The organism is Halalkalibacter akibai JCM 9157 (assembly GCF_000513135.1).
GTDB classification, from domain to species: Bacteria; Bacillota; Bacilli; order Bacillales; family Bacillaceae_D; genus Halalkalibacter; species Halalkalibacter akibai.
In genome coordinates this window covers 55315-72589 of the sequence record NZ_BAUV01000021.1, presented here as the reverse complement: position 1 = coordinate 72589, position 17275 = coordinate 55315, and the positions used below count along the sequence as shown (strand labels likewise).

Sequence of the window (17275 nt, the reverse complement as noted above, 5' to 3'; positions counted from 1 at the left end):
CAATGTAACGGACCTATCCCTACTTGTTAACCCATCAAAAGCAACAAAATATGCGAAAACAGCCTATAATTTTAAAGGAGGGTTTCTCCAATGAAACATGCTAGTATAGTTGAAACTTCGGAATTAGATTCTGTAAACGGTATAGTTATGGAAGGCGAGAATGGCTCATTCTTCTTTTGCGAAGAAAAGATAGAGCACTCCAATGCAAAACAGTATGAAGTTTTTAGTGAGACTGGTTCTTTTCGTGAAGAGGGTTTTGTTGTTATTAACAATATTCCTGTAACAGAACAAGGGAAAGCTGCTTTCGAAGAGCGTTTCAAGAATCGAGCTGGTTTAGTTGAAAGCGAACCCGGCTTTCAAGCTATTCGTATTTTACGACCACTCTCTGACGATACCTATGCCATTATGACGGTTTGGGATAATGAAGACTCTTTTAAGAATTGGCAAACATCAAAATCCTATGAAAATGCTCATAAAAAAAGAGGGACCGAATCAGCTCTTTCTAAAGATATTTTTCCGAGACCTTCATTTGTGACTACTTTTCACAGTACATTGAAACGATAGACTTTCTTGATTTTTGTTTCCTTGCATTGAAAAAACAGAGCTTTTCATCAACAAGCTCTGTTTTTTTCCTTCTTAATCTTACTAACTAGTTTTACATCTCATTCTACTAAACGATGGCGATGTGCATAGACAGCAATTTGAGTTCGATCTTCTAAATGTAATTTTTGTAGGATATGACTTACATGTGTTTTCACTGTTTTAATGCCAATAAATAAAAGCTGTGCTATCTCTAGATTGTTTTTACCTTGCCCAATTAATTCAAGTACCTCTAGTTCACGAGGCGTTAGGGATTCATGCAACTGTGCTTCTGTGTTTTTTCTCATCCTACTCATCATTTTAATCGTTACTTCAGCTTCAACAACTGACTTTCCACTTGCCGCATTTCTAATAGCTTCAGCAATTTCATTCGCTGACGACGTTTTGAGCAGGTAGCTAAACGCTCCAGCTTCAATAACCGGATAAACTTTCTCATCATCAATAAAGCTGGTCAGGACGATAATTTTGGTTGATGGAAGAACTTGCATAATGGTTCGTGTTGCTTCTATTCCATCCATTTTCTCCATAACTAAATCCATTAAAATGACATCTGGTTTCAAAGTATTAGCTAAAGCCACTCCCTCGATGCCATTACTCGCTTCCCCAACTACCTTCATATCTCCTTGAGTCGACAAATACGCTGCCAAACCCATCCTTACCATCTCATGGTCATCAACCAAAAGCACATTAATCATGTTTTCCCCCTTTCCAAGCAATAGGTAAATTGGCCTCTATTTGTGTTCCTTTTCCTTGTACCGAAACGATTTGTAGAGTGCCACCGATCTCGGTGATTCTTTCACGCATCGTATGTAGACCGTAGGAACCCGCCTGCACTAATTTCGGGTCAAATCCAATACCATTGTCGATTAATTTTATTTTGAGTTCCTGACTAGTTTCTTTTAGATGAAACTCTAGCTGATCAGCTTTGGAATGTCTTAGAACATTTGAGATCGCTTCTTGCATCATTCTAAACAATTGATCTTCTATTCCTTTTGGAATGTCTAATTCGTCTTCAATGTTTACGATCACATTCATGTCGTGTTTTTGGTTTAATTCTTCAAATAATTGGTTTAATCCTGCTTCAAGACTTTTCCCTTCGAGATGAGCTGGTCTTAAATGCAATAACAGCGCTCTCATTTCGGCTTGGGCAGTATTGGCCATTTTTTCAACCATCAAGATTTGATCAATTGTCCCTTTTGATACACCCTCAATATTTTGCTTAATGGCCGCGGTCATCATTGAGATCGCAAACAGTTGCTGACTTACCGCATCATGCAAATCCCTTGCTAATCGTTGCCGTTCTTCTGTTACAGCTGCTTTCTTAACCGTTTCTTGCATCTCGGCCCTTTCAGCCGATAGGCGCTGTAAGGACGCCACTTGCTTTTCAATGTTCTCCGCCATCCCATTCATTCTTTCAGACAGCTCGGCTAATTCATCGTCTCCCTCCACCTCAATTCTGTGAGAAAAGGTCCCTCTTTCAAACCGAACCGCCCCATGGATTAGTTGATCAATTTTTCTTTTCATCGGATTTGCTTGAATGTACCCACTAATTAAACCAGTTAATAACACAATTACAACCATCCACATAAGAATAGGGACACCTAATATTTGACGATCAATTGCCAGCAATAACCCTCGATTATCTTCGTACGTAATTAGAAACAGAAAAAAGAAGGAAATTAATCCTATCCCAACTAAACTATGACGAATAAATTGCCATTGTAGGCGAGCTAACTGTTTTTTCATATCACTCTCACCTTCACTTCACCAATGACAGTTGATAAAATTAACTTCACTCTTCTTGATGCTTGTTTATAATTTTTCGTTGCAATACTTAATTGCTGATTGATCCCTTCATGCTTTTCATGAAACAAAGAAACTTCTCCAATAATCGTTGAAGCCTGTATACTAATCGTTAAATCTTCTGGAACATAAAAATCAATTTGTCCAATCATACACTGTACGATAATAACCGTTTCACCTTCAGGAATAATCGCTTTAGATAAATCTAAGCGAACATCTCCTATCCCGTTCCAAATAGTCAAGTCGTTTAATTCAAAAGCTTCACCTATATAGTGAATATCGCCAATAAAGCTACGACGCATCGTCGGAGCAAATACCACGCGTTCTTCTTTAATATCGTTCTGAATTGGAATCTCTTCTTCAACTACTTCTTTCTTCGTGACATCTTCCGCTTTCTTAGTTCGTACTCTCCTTGTTTCTTTTTTAGAAGGTGAACGTACTAACCGTAATCCATAATATAAAGCCAATATACCAATTAATAAAGGAATGAAATTAAATCCTAAGATTTGATCAAACAAGATACTAGCACTAATAATAAAGAATATGATGCTAATAAACGTGTGCTTTCTTTTATAAAAAAAGAAACCTAGCAAAAGGAAAATGAGTGGAGCAATGAAGGTTCCTGTTGATAAATTCATCGAGTTAAACAATATATTTAAACCAATAATAACGACAATAATTCCGAAAATAGTTTGTTTCTTCATGCTCTCACCCCCCTTTATTGTTCTACTATATGAATATCTCCTGAGACCGTTTGAATGTTAAATGGATTTAGACCATTACCTAGTATACCAGTAAAATTAGATCCAGTAACTATGTCACCTGATAATGTAGTTAAATTAAAAGAAGCATTTGCATTAGGAATCATTAGTTGAATGTCACCAGAAATGGTTTTAACTTTTGTCTGACTTTGCTCTTCACTAAATTGAAGATTAATATCTCCTGAAACAGACTCTGCATCTAACTCTCCAGTTACTTGTTTAGCCTCAATTTGACCGGAAACAGTCTCAATCTTATTATTCTCCGCCACCATACCCTGAACCTCAACATTACCAGAAGTTGTGACGACTTCTATGTTATTAGCTGTTAAAGTTAGAGCTTCAATATTTCCAGACACCGTTTTTAAAAATAAACGATCAGCACTTAAATCTTGATCAATTCTAATATTTCCTGATACATTGCGAATGGTTAAAGGTAAATCGTATTCATACGGAATCAGTACTTTCGCTGTTCCTCTCCCGGAAAATTGAAAGACCATCCACTTAAATCTCTCATCTTTCAATTCAATCTTTAATGTTTTCCCTCGTAATTGAGAATAAATATTAACTTTATTTGCATTGTTTAAAGCAACAACAATCTCTTTCCCATCATAGCGTTCAATTTCCCAATCTACATTTACACTAGAGAGCTCCATTGACTCAAAATCGCTCATATCTTTCTTAAACTCATTTCCTTGATTGGCCGTACTTCTCGAAGAAAAGACAGAGAAACTCGTCACAAGCAAAACAAATAAACCAAATGCAATTAAAAGAAAACCTATTAGTTTTTTCATTTATTCCCCCCACTGCCTTTTACTTAATACTATATAGGTTAAATCTACTGTAGCCTAGAAAAAAAGACTAGGACTTACAAAGTGTTTAACTGAGAATGCGAACGATGCAGAACCTTAGCGGAGGAAATACACGTAATCAAAAGGCAGCGGTGAGACCCCACAGTGCGTAAGCACGAGGAGGCTCACCAGCCGCCCACGGAAAGCGAAGTGTATTTCAGGAGCGCGAGCCAAGCAACCATCATTATGTTCGTATTATTTAAACACTCTTTTGTTCCAGTCTCTTTATATTTACTGATTCTTTGCCTTTAACAGTCTAAGTTCGTTTTCAATTTCCTCTTCTTGGTTTTTCAATTGCTTAAGTTTAGTGTTTGGAGAATCCTCACCTTTAGTTAAGTCAGGTTCTTTACTATTCTTTAAATGTTGAATACGAACGATCAACTCAAGATCTTTTTCCTTTAGTTGTTTATATTTCAGTTGCAACTGTTCAAGCTCTACTTTAGCATCTGCACGATCCTCTTTATTTTGATAAAGCTCTTGTTCTAACTGCTTTATTAAGGACCACACTTCCTTTTTACTCAAAAGTATTTTACGAGCTAATTCATCATCTTCTGCTTGAACAGCTGTTTTAGCTTGTTCTTCTTTACGATCAAAGAGTTCCTTAAGTTCGTTTAAGCGATATTGCAAGTTTTTTTCTTCTCTACACTGCTTTTGAATGTTCTCTTCTAGTTCTTCCATACGTTTTTTGATGTCTCGTTTATACTGTTTCACCATAATAGCGGGGTCTTCTAATTTATCTAATCCTTCGTAAACATATGCTTTGATTAAAGTTTTAATTCTGGCGATCATTTTGTTTGTCCCCTTCTTTTATTAGACGTGTGAATTCCTTGTCAATCATTTCATACGTAGAGCCTACACTTGAGGTGCTCCGACTACTGTCTTTCTCTTCATTTTCTTTTTTGGGGTTAATTAATTGATAGCCTCCATACACTAATAAAGCTCCTATTGCTAGCCCAACTAATCCTCCCATTCCACCTAGTAGAATGATTGCCCCAAGTAAACCTAATAAAATAGATCCGAAACTCCATTTTCCTTTCTCCTTATACTTCGAGTAACCAAAGTAAAGTAAACATCCCCCGATGACGAGTCCGAGTAACCCTCCTATGTGAATGCCTAACATCCCAAGCACTATATTGGCACCAATAAACATAAGTAAGATGCCACCGATCACTTTTCCTGTTATTTTCATGTTTTTCCTCCTTCTCTTAACTTACCTTTATTGTACGAAGAAAAATGATTATTGAAGATGACCTGTAGATTGGTTTCTTCTCCGCCTCAAGACCGATCTTTTCCTCAGTCTTTTGACCTTTCAGTGAACGTTTGTCTCATTTTCAACATTACGATTAAAAAATAGCTATAATAATAAAGATGAGATGGTTAAATTGGGACTAGATAGAGGTAGGATCGAGACCCTACAGGCAAAGCCAAGGAGGCTCGATACCTCCCCGCGGAAAGCGAGTGACTGGAGCGCAATGGAACGAACATGTCAAGACAGGTAATTTCCCAAAAACAATGCCTTAGAAAAATAGGTAAATGCTAAAATTTGATTCATATCTTTTTTATGGACTAGAATAGACTTAAGAAGTAACGTGATTGACTTTATGAAGGATGTGTTATGGATGACAGAAGTAACGATCTGGCTCGCCCTTCTTGCCGGAGTGGTTTCATTTTTATCGCCTTGTGTGTTCCCATTAGTGCCAGCCTATTTAGCGCAATTAACAGGAACAAATGTAGCAGATAATCAAATTAACGCTGATCGACGCTTAATTTTATCAAGAAGTATTGGCTTTATTATTGGTTTTACATCTATTTTCCTTTTACTAGGAGCTTCTTCCACTTTTATCGGGCAAGCTTTTTGGGGGAACCGTCAATTATTTGAGCAAATTGGTGGCATTATTATCGCTGTTTTTGGTTTACAAATGATGGGGATTATCTCGATTCGAATGCTAATAAGTGAAAAAAGACTTCACGTCAAACCAAAGAAGACAACTAGTTTTGCGAACTCAGTCCTACTTGGCTTCTTATTTGGAACTGGATGGTCTCCTTGTATTGGACTTGTTTTAACTTCGATCTTGCTCCTTGCAGGACGCGAAGAAACGATGTGGGCCGGGATGTTCATGTTGTTGGTTTATTCCATTGGACTAGGACTCCCATTTATCGGGGTTGCTCTCCTATGGTCTCGTTCGTTAGATAAAATTCGCCGTTTAAACAAATGGTTACCTACGATACAAAAAGTGAGCGGTGGTATTATGGTTGTCCTCGGTATTTTACTGTTCACAGGACAATTTGCGATAATATCAGCTTACTTAGCTCGTTTCGTTCCTTTTACGATCTAATAAATAAAAAAACAGGAGAATCCATATGGATTCTCCTGTTTTCTTATTCTGATAGCCATCTAATTCGATATCCATTCATTGCCGTTTCTCCTAAAATATCTAGGAAGTGGTAATTAGCTGCAGCCCCTACAACCGCACCAACTCCTGGAATCATCTGAAGCATCTTTGGTAGGTCTATATAGTCACGATAATCGAGTTGGAAAGCTTTCCAATCAAATGCAGCAAGATATTCCTCTTTATCCGGTAACTTCTCTTTTTCCGATTCCCATCGCTCTAATTTTTCTATTAACTCAGGTCGTTTTTCTTCTCTTGAGAAGGCTAATTGGAATAAGTAAAGGACAAATAAACGTTCACGGTAATCTCTCACATCATAGCCATAAGCAGAAGCTGTATCAAAGAGAAATTTCATTTTGATACTTAACAATAACGGAAAATCTGCCATACCAAGTAAAATTCCGCCAGCACCAGTCCCAGCTCCTTCAAGAGCAGCTGTTCGTTTATAAGACTTAATTAGACCCATCACTTTCTGCTCTCGTTCTTCTAAACTTAAGGCTAGGTCAGGCTGTTTCTTCGTTGTGTACTCCGATCCTACTAACGTGGCATGAACCATATTTTTTATACTACTTGTCACGACTGCATGTACTTTTTCAGGTACTAGCTTATTCATTTTCATTTGTAGCCCTTTTGTATAGCGGTCAAACATTGAAGGTCTTTTTTCTAATTTACGTTTCCACCTAGATAGTTCTTCTGCAATCTGAGCTTCATACATACTATTATCACTTCCTTACAAACTACTTTTAAATGATATGCGTGAAGAGCCCTTAAAAATGATGCTATTTTCTTCTCTTATGAACGAATCTTGAACTTCCTATTACGCTGTAAACTCCTCCTATTAAAAGTCCCAATCCAGCAACTTGCCAGCTTGAACTTACTAACAGCACTCCAAATTGGATTGCTGTCATAATGAAAAGTAATCTAAGCGTCAATTGACTAAGTGCCTCTGTCTTTTCATGTTTCCAAACAGGATATAAGTCAACCCACATATTTGTGTCATAGTGATACCAGAGAGTTGATAATTGACTTGTTAACATATGCATAAACAACAAAAGTACTACTAATTGTAACCAGCCATCAGGAAGAGCGATTAAGATAATTGCAGAGATAACGATCAACCTAATGTAAATACCACCATAATCATTTGCTCTTATGAAGGATCTTGCAAATAAAAAGTGATACACTGACTTATTCGAGTCTGTTAGAATTTTCATCAACCAGTTTAAATAGCTTCTTGCCCTGACTTTATTGCGTAATTGCGGGACATCAGTAAATGAATTAGCAATTCGGTAGAAAGCAAGTAACATTCCTTGCTCTACTTCAATTAAGTGATCCCATTTAATCGAGTACTGCTTTGCTAATTTTTGATAGTACAACAAGCCATAGCGTAATCATGATCCCAAAAACAACAAGGAAATAAACAAGCTCTCCTGCAAAAAGGAAATAGATAAAGATTATATTAATTAGTCCTCTTAACAGAAAATGCGAGCGTCTTTCAGATTCACTTTGAAAACGTTGCTCCTCCCAACTAGATGCGATGTTCCAAATTTTCGCAACAACTAAGATCGCAAATATTAACAATAAACTGCCTGCTTCATCCGCTAAATATTGCGAATAAAACGGGGATAAAACGACTAAAACGAGCATCATCACAGCACTTTGGATGATTAGGGAATAGCGTTTTGAGGCTTGAAAGTATGAATCTAATTTTGATTCATATGGTAAAAGAAACACAACATCAGCTTGCTTCACAAACGTTCTTACTCCGCTTCTTGTTAACAAATGGGCAAACACTGCTACAAATAGCCATATAGCCGGAAACGTATCTGGGAGCCAATCTAATAAAACACTGTAATAATAACTTCCGATAATAATTAACACATAGAGGGTAAATAAAAAGCCACTATTTCCAATTAGCCGCAAATAGCGAATGGCCATATTCCAATATGCATTTACTCTCTCTCTCCACAGCGTCATTCCATCTTTCATACGAGTTCTTCCTTTGTCATTTCAATATAGATTTGATCTAGGGTCGCATTTGGCAGTTTCAGTTGCTGGCGCATTTCAACTAAAGTCCCTTCTAACACAACACGTCCTTGGTGTAAGATCACGAAACGATCACAATACCTCTCTGCCGTCGCAAGGATATGCGTTGACATCAACACCGCAGCTCCCTTCTTTCTCATGTCATCAAGGAATGTGAGAAAAGATTGAATCCCTATAGGATCAAGTCCCACTATCGGTTCATCGACAATATAAACAGGAGGTTCAATTAAAAATGCACTCATAATCATGACTTTTTGGCGCATCCCTTTAGAAAAATGACTAGGATACCATTTCTTCATTTTTTGCATGCGAAACTCTATAAGTAATTTTTCAGCCCGTTCTTCAAAAAGGTCTTTTTCCAACCCATAAGCCAATGCGGTTAGTTCTAAATGCTCCCATAACGTTAGTTCATCATATAAAATCGGTGTCTCGGGGATATAAGCATACGAGCGTCGATATTCATTTAATTGTTTCTGAAACGTCTTACCATCTATCGTAACTTCACCTTTCTCAGGCTGTAATAATCCAAGTATATGTTTAATGGTCGTACTTTTCCCTGCTCCATTTAATCCGATTAACCCAACAATTTCTGCTGCGTTCACAGAGAAGTTTACATTATGTATAACAGGTTTCTTCGGGTGGTATCCCCCTGTTAAATCTTTTATTTTTAAAACCTCTGACATGTTCAAACAACTCCTTTATCTTCTTATCTTACCAAATCCATTTGATATTCTTCTAGTCTATTGACAAAGCCTTGCTTCATTCGACACATTTTCCTTCTATTAGGTAAAGATTAAGAGAACAAAAAAGAGGCATCTCTCCTAACATAGGTTCTCTCTTTCCTTTATAAACCCTTTTAACCTTATTTGAAAGTTCTATATAGCACTCATAACTCTGAAAATAAGTCAAATTCGTGAAGATACTAGTTGATTTTATACACTCGCTCTTCTCCCAACTTGAATGAGCACTTTCGCTGATGTATAGTGTTTCTATACTAAATATTGGGAAAGGTGATTAAAATGACTGATCCAAATTGTATATTTTGTAAGATCGTAGACGGTGACATCCCCGCTTCGAAAATTTATGAGGATGAGCATGTGCTTGCATTTTTAGACATTAGCCAAGTAACTAAAGGACATACACTTGTCATTCCAAAAAACCATCATAAAGACCTTTTTGAATTACCAGAAGAAACGATTAAAAATGTTTATGCCGTTATTCCAAAACTAGCATCTGCAATCAAACAAACGTACGAAGCTGAAGGATTGAATTTAGTAAACAACAACGGAGAATTAGCTGGACAAACTGTTTTCCATTATCATGTTCACCTCATACCTAGGTATGGGAAAGGTGATGGCTTCGGAGCTGTGTGGAAAGACCATAGCGCAGAGTATAAATCAGAAGATTTCACCCAAATAGCAAGAGAAATTAAAGCATTTATAAAAGGATGATTCAATGAATCATCCTTCTTAAAAACGAAAAGTGTCAGAAAACACAAAAAAATAGAACCATTCAATATAGAATTATGGTAAGATAATGACAATCTTTCTGATTAACGTGGTGAAGAGATAAAGGAGTGGAGAACTTGAACGTTTTTAATTTTAATGCTGGCCCATCTGCGCTACCAAAAGCTGTACTAGAAAAAGCGCAATCAGAGTTATTGAATTTTAAAGGTACTGGGATGTCCGTAATGGAACTGAGTCATCGTAGTAAAGAGTACGAAGCGGTTCACCAAAGTGCGATTGATCTGTTAAAAGAATTATTGAGAATCCCTGACAATTATCAGGTTCTTTTCCTTCAAGGAGGAGCTAGTCTTCAGTTTTCAATGCTGCCTCTGCAATTTTTAAAGGAAGGAAAAATTGGAAACTACATACTTACAGGAGTATGGTCTGAGAAAGCTTTAAAAGAAGCGAAGTTAATCGGTGAGACCCAAATTGCGGCCTCAACCAAAGAAAGTAACTATACGTCAATTCCTGAATTTTCGGACCTGTCTTTCAACAAAAATGACGCTTATGTTCACGTTACTTCAAACAACACAATATATGGTACACAGTGGCTGAATTCCCAGATATTACGCATGCACCGCTTATAGCAGATATGTCTAGTGATATCCTGTCACGTCCTCTTGATATCGAGAAATTCGGCTTAATTTATGCAGGAGCTCAAAAAAATCTTGGTCCATCTGGTGTAACGGTTGCTATCATTAGAGATGATCTACTTGCTGAAAATGTAGAGCATGTTCCAACGATGCTACGTTACCAAACACACGCAGAATCTAATTCTCTTTATCATACTCCACCTACCTTCGCTATTTACATGCTTAACGAAGTTCTAAGTTGGGTAAAAGATCAAGGTGGCGTAGAAGCTATTGAGAAGATCAACAAACAGAAAGCGAAATTAATTTACGATGCTATTGACGAAAGCGAAGGCTTCTACACTGGACATGCCGTAAAAGAAGCTCGTTCACTAATGAATATTACCTTTAATTTACCAAGTGAAGAACAAAATAAAGTTTTTTTAGCAAAAGCAAAAGAACTTGGTTTCGTTGGGTTAAATGGACACCGTTCTGTAGGAGGTTGCCGCGCTTCAACTTATAATGCAGTTCCATTAGAGGCGTGTATCGCTTTAAGTGACTTTATGAATTCCTTCCGAAAACTTTAAATCACAAAGAAAGTGGTTAGGCTTTTCTTGCCCTAACCACTTTACGAAGTTAATAGGAGAATGACAGAAATTCCACTTACTATTGAAAAAAATAAAAGTACGTAAAAAGAATTTCTGAATTGATTCTTTTCTTCTTTTCGGCTATGACCGACTAATCGAAAGGTAACATAAACAAATCCGTAAAGTGATAACAAGCAAATAGAGATTAATAAAAGTATTAGCGCCTCCATTTAGCCCCCTCCTTATCCTTGATATATATGATGATAAGTGTGATTTTAGACTATAGTGAAAGGCGGTTTATTAATGAATGTAAAAGCATTAATCACAGGAATTGTTGCAGGTACTGCTATTATAGGAGCAACTACTTTACTAACTACCCCTAAATCAGGAAAAGACGTACGGCAGTCCTGTAAGGAGAATGCCCTAAAAATCAGAACAGGAATGGATCAATTTAAAAACGATAGTAAAACAACTTCCATTCAGTTGAAACAAACAGTTAAGGTCGGGAAAGAAACGTTTAGGACTATAGGTGAAGACGTTAAAACGTCTGTAAAGGATTGGCAGACCGATATTAATCCTATGCTGAATAAATTAAAAGAAGACGTAGATGCATTACAGAAATCAGTCAGTAAGACCCAAAGGTAATTAGGCTAATTTTCAAAAAGTTTTTAATAAACTGTTTTTTCTCTTTCCTTTTTGACTAATTGTTGTCATAATGTAGAGAAGAAAATATTCAAAAATAATATTTACTGAATAATAGACAGAGAGAACGGTCGGTAAAAAATAGGAGGGGAGAAAATGGATCAACAGATACCTAGCTCCTTAAAACAATCAGTATTGTTCAGCCATAAGGTAGCGCAATTAAGTAAAGCACTTTGGAAATCAGTTGAAAAAGATTGGCAAACTTGGATCAAACCTTTTGATCTTAACATCAATGAACACCATATTCTTTGGATTGCTTATCATTTGGACGGTGCTTCTATCTCAGACATTGCTAAATTCGGAGTTATGCACGTCTCAACAGCATTCAATTTCTCAAAGAAACTAGAAGAAAGAGGACTGCTCCATTTTTCAAAAAAGGAAAATGATAAACGAAATACGTATGTTTGTCTTACTAACGAAGGACATGAGCTATTTCTAAAAACTCTTGAATCTTATCGTCCAGACACATACGGCGTTTTTGAAGGTGCTATTCCGATTAAAGACTTATATGGTAAATTCCCTGAATTATCGGAAATCACTAGTATTCTAAGACATATTTATGGTCCTGACTTTATTGAAATCTTTGAACATTCTTTAACAAAATTTGAAGAAGACTTTCATGAGGTAGATGGCCGTCTTACTAAACTAGATACAGAACAAAAAGATAAATTTACAAGCGAAGGAGCCTAGCTATTAGATAGGCTCTTTTTTTTGTTCAGAAAAAATTGTTATTGTCGAAATCATTTTATTTTTGTCGATTCTATTGATTTTTACTTAAAATGCGAGTAAATTATTCAATTAGATTGAGGAGGTGCAGCACTTCTATGAACTGCTGGAAAACAATACGTGTAACCCGTGATTACGGTACGTTGCGCCTAATAATGTATTCAGGATGTACAATGCTTTTTTCGTTTTTATTTTATTATTTAGTGGTTAGCTCACTAATTCCAACAACCGAGTTAACGAATATTCATCTACTATTATTAATTACAAGTATCATCATCTTACTGTTTAGTCATAAGGCACTTCATTTACTGCCAATCTGGTTATGCGGTAAAAAAGCAACTTTAAAAGTCCAATGGTTTTATTTTATTCCTTTACTATCTATAAAAACAGCTAAACCATTACCGCGAAATTTATATTTAATAGCCCTTTTAACACCAGTCATCGTCATGACAGTATTTGGTGCGTTAGCTTCTGCTACGTACCCTATGTATATCGCTTTAATTTCAATATTGAGTTCTATTCATTTTGGAATTGCATTCTTTGACATTATCAATGCATCTTACTTAATCAAAGCTCCTAAAAAAAGCTTTATCGAAGACCACGAAGAAGGATTTCATATTCTAATCAAACAAGCGGTGTAACTATTTTAAAGTTCTTATTAATGACCGCCAGTTAAAACAATAAAGAATGACATTTAGCATGTACTTCTTCATGCTTTAATGCCATTCTTTTTTTCACTCTTGAGATACGTTACTGTGACAAAGTGGAATGAAGCGGAAAGCAAGTACCTGAAGCGCAATGGAACGGGTTCAAAGCAATAGCCATTTTATTGAATAACCATTTCAAGCTCAATCAAGTCTTCTTCGAGATCAAAAGTTGTAAACTTAAAGTAAATGCTCTCATTTTCATCCAACTTGATTGATGTCACTTTTACTTCAACAACACGATCAGCTGGATAGGTAATAATCCAATCTGCTAAATCAATCCAACTTGTAATCAATTGGAGAACTTGTTCAACGGGTAAATTCAACAAACCGAGAGTGAATGTCTCAACCCGTAGCAATAAGTCACCATTTTCTAATACTTCCGGTAGAAAATTAATCGTGATTGGAACACGTTGACCCAAAACAGAAATAGCAGATCTAAACTGAACGTGATCTTCTAACAATTCAACCATATAAGGCATTTCTGCAGGTTCCTCTTTAATTCGTGAGGCGATCAACTGATTTAGTCTTTGTTTGTTCGTTTGAATTGTAAAAGTCGCTTCATCTGTTCCTTTGGAGTGTTGCATAAAGTGTTCGTCTGTAACCTCTGGTAAATACCGCTGAAACATCATAAAAATAGTGAATATAACCACAAGAATGATACCTAATAATGAGAAAAAAGTTATCTGCCAGGCTCTCGCTTTATTTTTCAATCATTCACACCTTCCTTCCCCTCTTTTATTGTATGTTTTCACCATACAATTTACAAACATTGACTTCTTTGCTATGATCCCTCTAAATTAAATTGAGCATATCTCTATCTTTTTTTCACAACTTTTGATAAAGTTTAATTATCATTGCTCGTCAGGAGGCACCTATATGCTCTTCTTCACTGTATTGTTTGCATTATTTATATTATTTGTTATTAATTCAATGACAGATGCGTTGTGTTTAAAACGAGAAATACCTTCAGAGAAACAACCTAAATTATTTCGCACCATAAATATATTAATGACTATCTTATTAACATCCACATATGTAAAGATCTTATTTACATAAGAAGAGTGAGCGACTGAAACAGTCCTCACTCTTCTTTTTATATTCTAGTACATCCAAGATGCACCAATGATTACAAGTAGGATAAACAGCACTACAATTAGCGCAAAGCTACCTTGGTAAGTGTGAGCCATGTGTATCCCTCCTCTTTTAAACTTTCCATTAGAGATGTTTGTTTCTTCTTACAGCCAAGCTGCACCAACAATAACTAATAAGATGAACAACACAACAATCAACGCAAAACCACCGTGGTGTACGTGAGTCATAATAACACCTCCTCATTGCTTTGTTAATTTATCCTATGCAGTACTTTCACTTTCGTACTAGGCACTTCCCTAATTTCAACTATTTCCCTGTTAAGACATATGATTTTCTTTCTAAATAAAACAATTATATGGTATAGTTATCTCTGTGATGAAACAGGTTCTATAATTTGAACGATGATACATGAGGAGTTGGAAGATAATGAAGAAAATGATGTTTGCTACTATTGGACTAGCATGTTTAACTGCATTAGCAGCATGTAATAATGACGAAGCAGCAACAAATGGTTCAGCTGTAGCTGTAGTTGACGGACAAGAAATTACTGAAGCTGAATTTGTTGATACTCTAAAAACAAGATATGGTGATCAAACACTTGAATTTATGATCCAGGAAATCGTTTTGAATCAAGTGATTGAAGATTTGGAGATAACAGAGGAAGAACTTGAAGATGAATTAATAAAGTTACGAACAGAAATGGGTGTTGAGGATAATGACGCTTTAATCGCAGCTCTTCAAACTCAATTTAACCTTCCTTTTGAAACAATGGACGAGTTCATCGAAGAATATCTTCGTCCTCACGTAGCTGTACAGAAGTTAGCCACTGAAGGTGTTGAAATAACTGAAGAAGACAAGATCGCTTTTTATGAAGAAAATGAAGCACAGTTTCCTGAACAAGTTAGAGCGAGCCATATTTTAGTTGAAGATGAGCAAACGGCTGCTGAAGTAATGGAGAAAATTGAAGCGGGAGAAGATTTCGCTGAATTAGCTATTGAGTATTCAACTGATCCAGGATCTGGGCCTCGCGGAGGCGATTTGAACTTCTTTGGTAAAGGGCAAATGGTTGCCCCGTTTGAAGAAGCTGCTTTTTCTTTAGCTATTGATGAAATTAGTGAACCGGTAGAATCAGAATTCGGATATCACATTATCAAAGTAACGGATCGCAGAGATTCTTACGAAGATTATGCTGATCAAATTGAGCAAACCCTATTGGCTCAACAATCAAAGTCTAGAGATGCTGTGATGGAAGAAATTATGGCTCAAGCTGATATTAAAATCAAAGACAGTCAGTTTGCTGACTTATTTTCAGACCAAGAAGAGGAATAAGAGAAAGGAGCTAAAGAATTTTATCTTTAGCTCCTTTTTTCCGCAAATGCCTAGTACGTTATATTTGCCTATGCATACCTTATCATTAGGGATACTCCCCTAATTTCGTTGAAAGGGTGATTTAAATGTCAGGAGCTGTGGCACCTACTTCACATTTTGGTTTTCCAATGCTTGTTGTATTGTTTATTTTGTTAATAATTATTGGAACAGCATATGTTTGTTAAGAAGTTTTATAAAAGGAAAAGTCCGTTAACATGTTAACGGACTTTTCCTTTTATCTTATTTACTCACTTTACGTCGCTCTTTCTCTTCTTCCATTCGAGTCATGTAAACTCTACCTTCATTCTCTATCCATTCTTGCTCTGTACGCTTATCTTCTAAGGTGTATTTAACAGATAAGTACCCTGTATAGACAATTCCCGCCAGAACAAAATAAACCCACCAAGGACTTGCTAGTAATACACTACCGATTGTCGTTTGTGTTAGGATAAAACCAATTGCAAGGATGGCTAGTAAGAATAATGCTAATCGTTTACTTGATTGTGTGTGTTTCATAAAATTCCCCTCCATGCTTATATCTTTACTTATAGATATGTACAAGCATGACAAGTTAGAACTAATAATCTAGCGGAGGCTCATGAAAACTCGGTTTATAAAAACTACGATTGTCCATTGCCATAATTCTTTCGGAGAATTCGCCTGGTTGCACCCGTTCTAGAGCTCTGTCCATCATATTCATCTTCGCATCAATGTTATCAATCATGTGCAAGACCTCTGCTTCGCGGATTACAGGAACCTTAGGACTCCCCCATTCTCCTTTTCCGTGATGGCTTAGAATGAGGTGCTGAAGCATTAATACTTCCTCATCGCTTATAGATAATTCTTTTGCAGCCTCAGCAATTTCTGTAACCATTATCGAAATATGGCCTATTAGTTTTCCTTCTAACGTATATGTGGTATCAATTGGACCTGATAGCTCTCTTACTTTCCCGAGGTCATGTAAAATCACACCAGCATATAATAAATCCGTATCTAGTGTCGGATATAACTCCGCAAGGCTCTTAGCCACTTTTAACATCGAGACAACATGATAAGCTAGTCCAGAAACAAACTCATGATGATTTCTAGTAGCAGCTGGGCTTTCAAGGAAAGCTTTCTGATGTTTCTTTAAAAGATGTCTCGTAATTCGTTGTATGTTTGCATTTTTCATTTCAAAAATATATTGTGTAATCTCTTCTAACATATCTTGTGGAGCTATCGGCGCGGAGCGAACAAAATCTGCTACTTTAACTTGATCCATCGCTGTTGTAGGACGAATACTACTAATTTTCATCTGCAATCGACCTCGATAATCAGACACTTCACCATGTAGATAAACAATCGCCTGACTCGTAAAAGTCATTTCATCGTCAGGAGAGCACCCCCACAACTTCGCTTCAATATCACCAGTATGATCGGATAGTTGTAACGTTAAAAAAGGTTTTCCGTTACTAGCTACCCCTTTTACAGCAGATTTTATTAAGTAATACGACTCTACTCGATCCCCCACTTGATGAAAACGGATCCCCTTGCTCATATTCGTCACCCCGTCTTTAATTTCATAATCTTCT

Annotated in this window: 25 protein-coding genes and 1 pseudogene; 10 read left to right on the top strand and 16 right to left on the bottom strand. The window is 36.5% G+C overall.

Annotation, left to right across the window (positions count from 1 at the left end; all coding sequences use genetic code 11):
- Nucleotides 1-147 precede the first annotated feature (147 nt).
- Nucleotides 148-564 (top strand): antibiotic biosynthesis monooxygenase family protein, encoded by a 417-nt coding sequence (locus JCM9157_RS12755; protein ID WP_235714984.1) that lies wholly within the window; start codon nucleotides 148-150, stop codon nucleotides 562-564.
- Between the two features lie 98 nt (nucleotides 565-662).
- Here JCM9157_RS12755 and JCM9157_RS12750 read toward each other — a convergent pair whose 3' ends face one another.
- From JCM9157_RS12750 to JCM9157_RS12725, 6 genes are all read right to left on the bottom strand, one after another.
- Entirely contained in the window at nucleotides 663-1295 is a 633-nt protein-coding gene (locus JCM9157_RS12750) for a response regulator (protein ID WP_035665198.1), read from the bottom strand.
- Nucleotides 1288-2346, bottom strand: a complete 1059-nt coding sequence (locus tag JCM9157_RS12745) for a sensor histidine kinase (protein WP_035665197.1) — start codon at nucleotides 2344-2346, stop codon at nucleotides 1288-1290. The genes JCM9157_RS12750 and JCM9157_RS12745 overlap by 8 nt, the downstream gene beginning before the upstream one ends.
- Nucleotides 2343-3107, bottom strand: a complete 765-nt coding sequence (liaF, locus tag JCM9157_RS12740) for a cell wall-active antibiotics response protein LiaF (protein ID WP_035665196.1) — start codon at nucleotides 3105-3107, stop codon at nucleotides 2343-2345. The genes JCM9157_RS12745 and liaF overlap by 4 nt, the downstream gene beginning before the upstream one ends.
- Nucleotides 3108-3121: 14 nt before the next feature.
- Nucleotides 3122-3955 (bottom strand): DUF4097 family beta strand repeat-containing protein, encoded by an 834-nt coding sequence (locus tag JCM9157_RS12735; protein WP_035665195.1) that lies wholly within the window; start codon nucleotides 3953-3955, stop codon nucleotides 3122-3124.
- Between the two features lie 288 nt (nucleotides 3956-4243).
- Complete coding sequence (locus tag JCM9157_RS12730; RefSeq protein ID WP_035665194.1) at nucleotides 4244-4801, bottom strand: PspA/IM30 family protein; 558 nt, start codon at nucleotides 4799-4801, stop codon at nucleotides 4244-4246.
- Entirely contained in the window at nucleotides 4785-5201 is a 417-nt protein-coding gene (locus JCM9157_RS12725) for a hypothetical protein (RefSeq protein ID WP_035665192.1), read from the bottom strand. Before JCM9157_RS12725 ends, JCM9157_RS12730 begins: the two co-directional genes overlap by 17 nt.
- Nucleotides 5202-5631: 430 nt before the next feature.
- Between JCM9157_RS12725 and JCM9157_RS12720 the strand changes: the two genes are divergently transcribed.
- Nucleotides 5632-6348, top strand: a complete 717-nt coding sequence (locus JCM9157_RS12720) for a cytochrome c biogenesis CcdA family protein (RefSeq protein ID WP_035665190.1) — start codon at nucleotides 5632-5634, stop codon at nucleotides 6346-6348.
- Between the two features lie 43 nt (nucleotides 6349-6391).
- Here JCM9157_RS12720 and JCM9157_RS12715 read toward each other — a convergent pair whose 3' ends face one another.
- The 4 genes from JCM9157_RS12715 to JCM9157_RS12705 form a co-directional block, all read right to left on the bottom strand.
- A complete protein-coding gene (locus tag JCM9157_RS12715) occupies nucleotides 6392-7117 on the bottom strand; it encodes an EcsC family protein (RefSeq protein WP_035665189.1) in 726 nt (241 codons plus the stop codon).
- Between the two features lie 64 nt (nucleotides 7118-7181).
- A complete protein-coding gene (locus JCM9157_RS25765) occupies nucleotides 7182-7781 on the bottom strand; it encodes an ABC transporter permease (protein ID WP_268870949.1) in 600 nt (199 codons plus the stop codon).
- Entirely contained in the window at nucleotides 7741-8391 is a 651-nt protein-coding gene (locus tag JCM9157_RS25760) for an ABC transporter permease (RefSeq protein ID WP_268870948.1), read from the bottom strand. The genes JCM9157_RS25765 and JCM9157_RS25760 overlap by 41 nt, the downstream gene beginning before the upstream one ends.
- Nucleotides 8388-9131 (bottom strand): ABC transporter ATP-binding protein, encoded by a 744-nt coding sequence (locus tag JCM9157_RS12705; protein WP_035665188.1) that lies wholly within the window; start codon nucleotides 9129-9131, stop codon nucleotides 8388-8390. The genes JCM9157_RS25760 and JCM9157_RS12705 overlap by 4 nt, the downstream gene beginning before the upstream one ends.
- 336 nt (nucleotides 9132-9467) lie before the next feature.
- On the opposite strand from JCM9157_RS12705, the gene JCM9157_RS12700 reads away from it, so the two are divergent.
- Nucleotides 9468-9899: an HIT family protein gene (locus tag JCM9157_RS12700; RefSeq protein ID WP_035665187.1), complete on the top strand. Its 432-nt coding sequence runs from the start codon at nucleotides 9468-9470 to the stop codon at nucleotides 9897-9899.
- A gap of 134 nt (nucleotides 9900-10033) precedes the next feature.
- Nucleotides 10034-11109: pseudogene (gene serC, locus JCM9157_RS12695) on the top strand (3-phosphoserine/phosphohydroxythreonine transaminase).
- Between the two features lie 41 nt (nucleotides 11110-11150).
- Here the strand turns inward: serC and JCM9157_RS12690 are convergent.
- Nucleotides 11151-11339, bottom strand: a complete 189-nt coding sequence (locus JCM9157_RS12690) for a hypothetical protein (protein WP_035665185.1) — start codon at nucleotides 11337-11339, stop codon at nucleotides 11151-11153.
- A gap of 73 nt (nucleotides 11340-11412) precedes the next feature.
- Here JCM9157_RS12690 and JCM9157_RS12685 point away from each other — a divergent pair, with 73 nt between their 5' ends.
- The 3 genes from JCM9157_RS12685 (at nucleotide 11413) to JCM9157_RS12675 (ending at nucleotide 13178) form a co-directional block, all read left to right on the top strand.
- Nucleotides 11413-11754, top strand: coding sequence for a YtxH domain-containing protein (locus tag JCM9157_RS12685; protein ID WP_035665184.1), 342 nt, complete (start codon nucleotides 11413-11415; stop codon nucleotides 11752-11754).
- A 153-nt stretch (nucleotides 11755-11907) separates the two neighbouring features.
- Nucleotides 11908-12501, top strand: a complete 594-nt coding sequence (locus JCM9157_RS12680; protein WP_035665183.1) for an HTH-type transcriptional regulator Hpr — start codon at nucleotides 11908-11910, stop codon at nucleotides 12499-12501.
- Nucleotides 12502-12635: 134 nt separating this feature from the next.
- On the top strand, nucleotides 12636-13178 hold the full coding sequence (locus JCM9157_RS12675; RefSeq protein WP_035665181.1) for a DUF3267 domain-containing protein: 543 nt from the start codon (nucleotides 12636-12638) through the stop codon (nucleotides 13176-13178).
- A 185-nt stretch (nucleotides 13179-13363) separates the two neighbouring features.
- Here the strand turns inward: JCM9157_RS12675 and JCM9157_RS12670 are convergent, their stop codons facing one another.
- Nucleotides 13364-13954 carry a YpmS family protein gene (locus JCM9157_RS12670; RefSeq protein ID WP_035665179.1) on the bottom strand — a complete coding sequence of 197 codons (591 nt, stop codon included), beginning with the start codon at nucleotides 13952-13954 and terminating at the stop codon, nucleotides 13364-13366.
- Between the two features lie 166 nt (nucleotides 13955-14120).
- Here JCM9157_RS12670 and JCM9157_RS25335 point away from each other — a divergent pair, with 166 nt between their 5' ends.
- Complete coding sequence (locus tag JCM9157_RS25335; protein WP_035665177.1) at nucleotides 14121-14300, top strand: hypothetical protein; 180 nt, start codon at nucleotides 14121-14123, stop codon at nucleotides 14298-14300.
- Between the two features lie 44 nt (nucleotides 14301-14344).
- On the opposite strand, the gene JCM9157_RS12660 is transcribed toward JCM9157_RS25335, so the two are convergent.
- Both JCM9157_RS12660 and JCM9157_RS24030 read right to left on the bottom strand, forming a co-directional pair.
- Nucleotides 14345-14431 (bottom strand): YjcZ family sporulation protein, encoded by an 87-nt coding sequence (locus tag JCM9157_RS12660; protein WP_035665176.1) that lies wholly within the window; start codon nucleotides 14429-14431, stop codon nucleotides 14345-14347.
- A gap of 48 nt (nucleotides 14432-14479) precedes the next feature.
- A complete protein-coding gene (locus tag JCM9157_RS24030; RefSeq protein WP_081734167.1) occupies nucleotides 14480-14563 on the bottom strand; it encodes a YjcZ family sporulation protein in 84 nt (27 codons plus the stop codon).
- A gap of 199 nt (nucleotides 14564-14762) precedes the next feature.
- Between JCM9157_RS24030 and JCM9157_RS12655 the strand changes: the two genes are divergently transcribed.
- Nucleotides 14763-15665 (top strand): peptidylprolyl isomerase, encoded by a 903-nt coding sequence (locus JCM9157_RS12655; protein WP_035665175.1) that lies wholly within the window; start codon nucleotides 14763-14765, stop codon nucleotides 15663-15665.
- Between the two features lie 125 nt (nucleotides 15666-15790).
- On the top strand, nucleotides 15791-15889 hold the full coding sequence (locus JCM9157_RS26080; RefSeq protein WP_081734166.1) for a YjcZ family sporulation protein: 99 nt from the start codon (nucleotides 15791-15793) through the stop codon (nucleotides 15887-15889).
- A 55-nt stretch (nucleotides 15890-15944) separates the two neighbouring features.
- Here JCM9157_RS26080 and JCM9157_RS12650 read toward each other — a convergent pair whose 3' ends face one another.
- Nucleotides 15945-16220, bottom strand: coding sequence for a sporulation YhaL family protein (locus JCM9157_RS12650; RefSeq protein WP_052013122.1), 276 nt, complete (start codon nucleotides 16218-16220; stop codon nucleotides 15945-15947).
- 61 nt (nucleotides 16221-16281) lie between these two features.
- A complete protein-coding gene (gene yhaM / locus JCM9157_RS12645; protein WP_035665173.1) occupies nucleotides 16282-17241 on the bottom strand; it encodes a 3'-5' exoribonuclease YhaM in 960 nt (319 codons plus the stop codon).
- Nucleotides 17242-17275 lie beyond the last annotated feature (34 nt).

Excerpts from the sequence above, each read along its gene's own strand:
- JCM9157_RS12755 (WP_235714984.1), top strand. The coding sequence starts at position 148 with ATGGAAGGCGAGAATGGCTCATTCTTCTTTTGCGAAGAAAAGATAGAG.
- JCM9157_RS12750 (WP_035665198.1), bottom strand. The coding sequence starts at position 1,295 with ATGATTAATGTGCTTTTGGTTGATGACCATGAGATGGTAAGGATGGGT.
- JCM9157_RS12745 (WP_035665197.1), bottom strand. The coding sequence starts at position 2,346 with ATGAAAAAACAGTTAGCTCGCCTACAATGGCAATTTATTCGTCATAGT.
- liaF (WP_035665196.1), bottom strand. The coding sequence starts at position 3,107 with ATGAAGAAACAAACTATTTTCGGAATTATTGTCGTTATTATTGGTTTA.
- JCM9157_RS12735 (WP_035665195.1), bottom strand. The coding sequence starts at position 3,955 with ATGAAAAAACTAATAGGTTTTCTTTTAATTGCATTTGGTTTATTTGTT.
- JCM9157_RS12730 (WP_035665194.1), bottom strand. The coding sequence starts at position 4,801 with ATGATCGCCAGAATTAAAACTTTAATCAAAGCATATGTTTACGAAGGA.
- JCM9157_RS12725 (WP_035665192.1), bottom strand. The coding sequence starts at position 5,201 with ATGAAAATAACAGGAAAAGTGATCGGTGGCATCTTACTTATGTTTATT.
- JCM9157_RS12720 (WP_035665190.1), top strand. The coding sequence starts at position 5,632 with ATGACAGAAGTAACGATCTGGCTCGCCCTTCTTGCCGGAGTGGTTTCA.
- JCM9157_RS12715 (WP_035665189.1), bottom strand. The coding sequence starts at position 7,117 with ATGTATGAAGCTCAGATTGCAGAAGAACTATCTAGGTGGAAACGTAAA.
- JCM9157_RS25760 (WP_268870948.1), bottom strand. The coding sequence starts at position 8,391 with ATGAAAGATGGAATGACGCTGTGGAGAGAGAGAGTAAATGCATATTGG.
- JCM9157_RS12705 (WP_035665188.1), bottom strand. The coding sequence starts at position 9,131 with ATGTCAGAGGTTTTAAAAATAAAAGATTTAACAGGGGGATACCACCCG.
- JCM9157_RS12700 (WP_035665187.1), top strand. The coding sequence starts at position 9,468 with ATGACTGATCCAAATTGTATATTTTGTAAGATCGTAGACGGTGACATC.
- JCM9157_RS12690 (WP_035665185.1), bottom strand. The coding sequence starts at position 11,339 with ATGGAGGCGCTAATACTTTTATTAATCTCTATTTGCTTGTTATCACTT.
- JCM9157_RS12685 (WP_035665184.1), top strand. The coding sequence starts at position 11,413 with ATGAATGTAAAAGCATTAATCACAGGAATTGTTGCAGGTACTGCTATT.
- JCM9157_RS12680 (WP_035665183.1), top strand. The coding sequence starts at position 11,908 with ATGGATCAACAGATACCTAGCTCCTTAAAACAATCAGTATTGTTCAGC.
- JCM9157_RS12675 (WP_035665181.1), top strand. The coding sequence starts at position 12,636 with ATGAACTGCTGGAAAACAATACGTGTAACCCGTGATTACGGTACGTTG.
- JCM9157_RS25335 (WP_035665177.1), top strand. The coding sequence starts at position 14,121 with ATGCTCTTCTTCACTGTATTGTTTGCATTATTTATATTATTTGTTATT.
- JCM9157_RS12660 (WP_035665176.1), bottom strand. The coding sequence starts at position 14,431 with ATGGCTCACACTTACCAAGGTAGCTTTGCGCTAATTGTAGTGCTGTTT.
- JCM9157_RS24030 (WP_081734167.1), bottom strand. The coding sequence starts at position 14,563 with ATGACTCACGTACACCACGGTGGTTTTGCGTTGATTGTTGTGTTGTTC.
- JCM9157_RS12655 (WP_035665175.1), top strand. The coding sequence starts at position 14,763 with ATGAAGAAAATGATGTTTGCTACTATTGGACTAGCATGTTTAACTGCA.
- JCM9157_RS26080 (WP_081734166.1), top strand. The coding sequence starts at position 15,791 with ATGTCAGGAGCTGTGGCACCTACTTCACATTTTGGTTTTCCAATGCTT.
- JCM9157_RS12650 (WP_052013122.1), bottom strand. The coding sequence starts at position 16,220 with ATGAAACACACACAATCAAGTAAACGATTAGCATTATTCTTACTAGCC.
- yhaM (WP_035665173.1), bottom strand. The coding sequence starts at position 17,241 with ATGAGCAAGGGGATCCGTTTTCATCAAGTGGGGGATCGAGTAGAGTCG.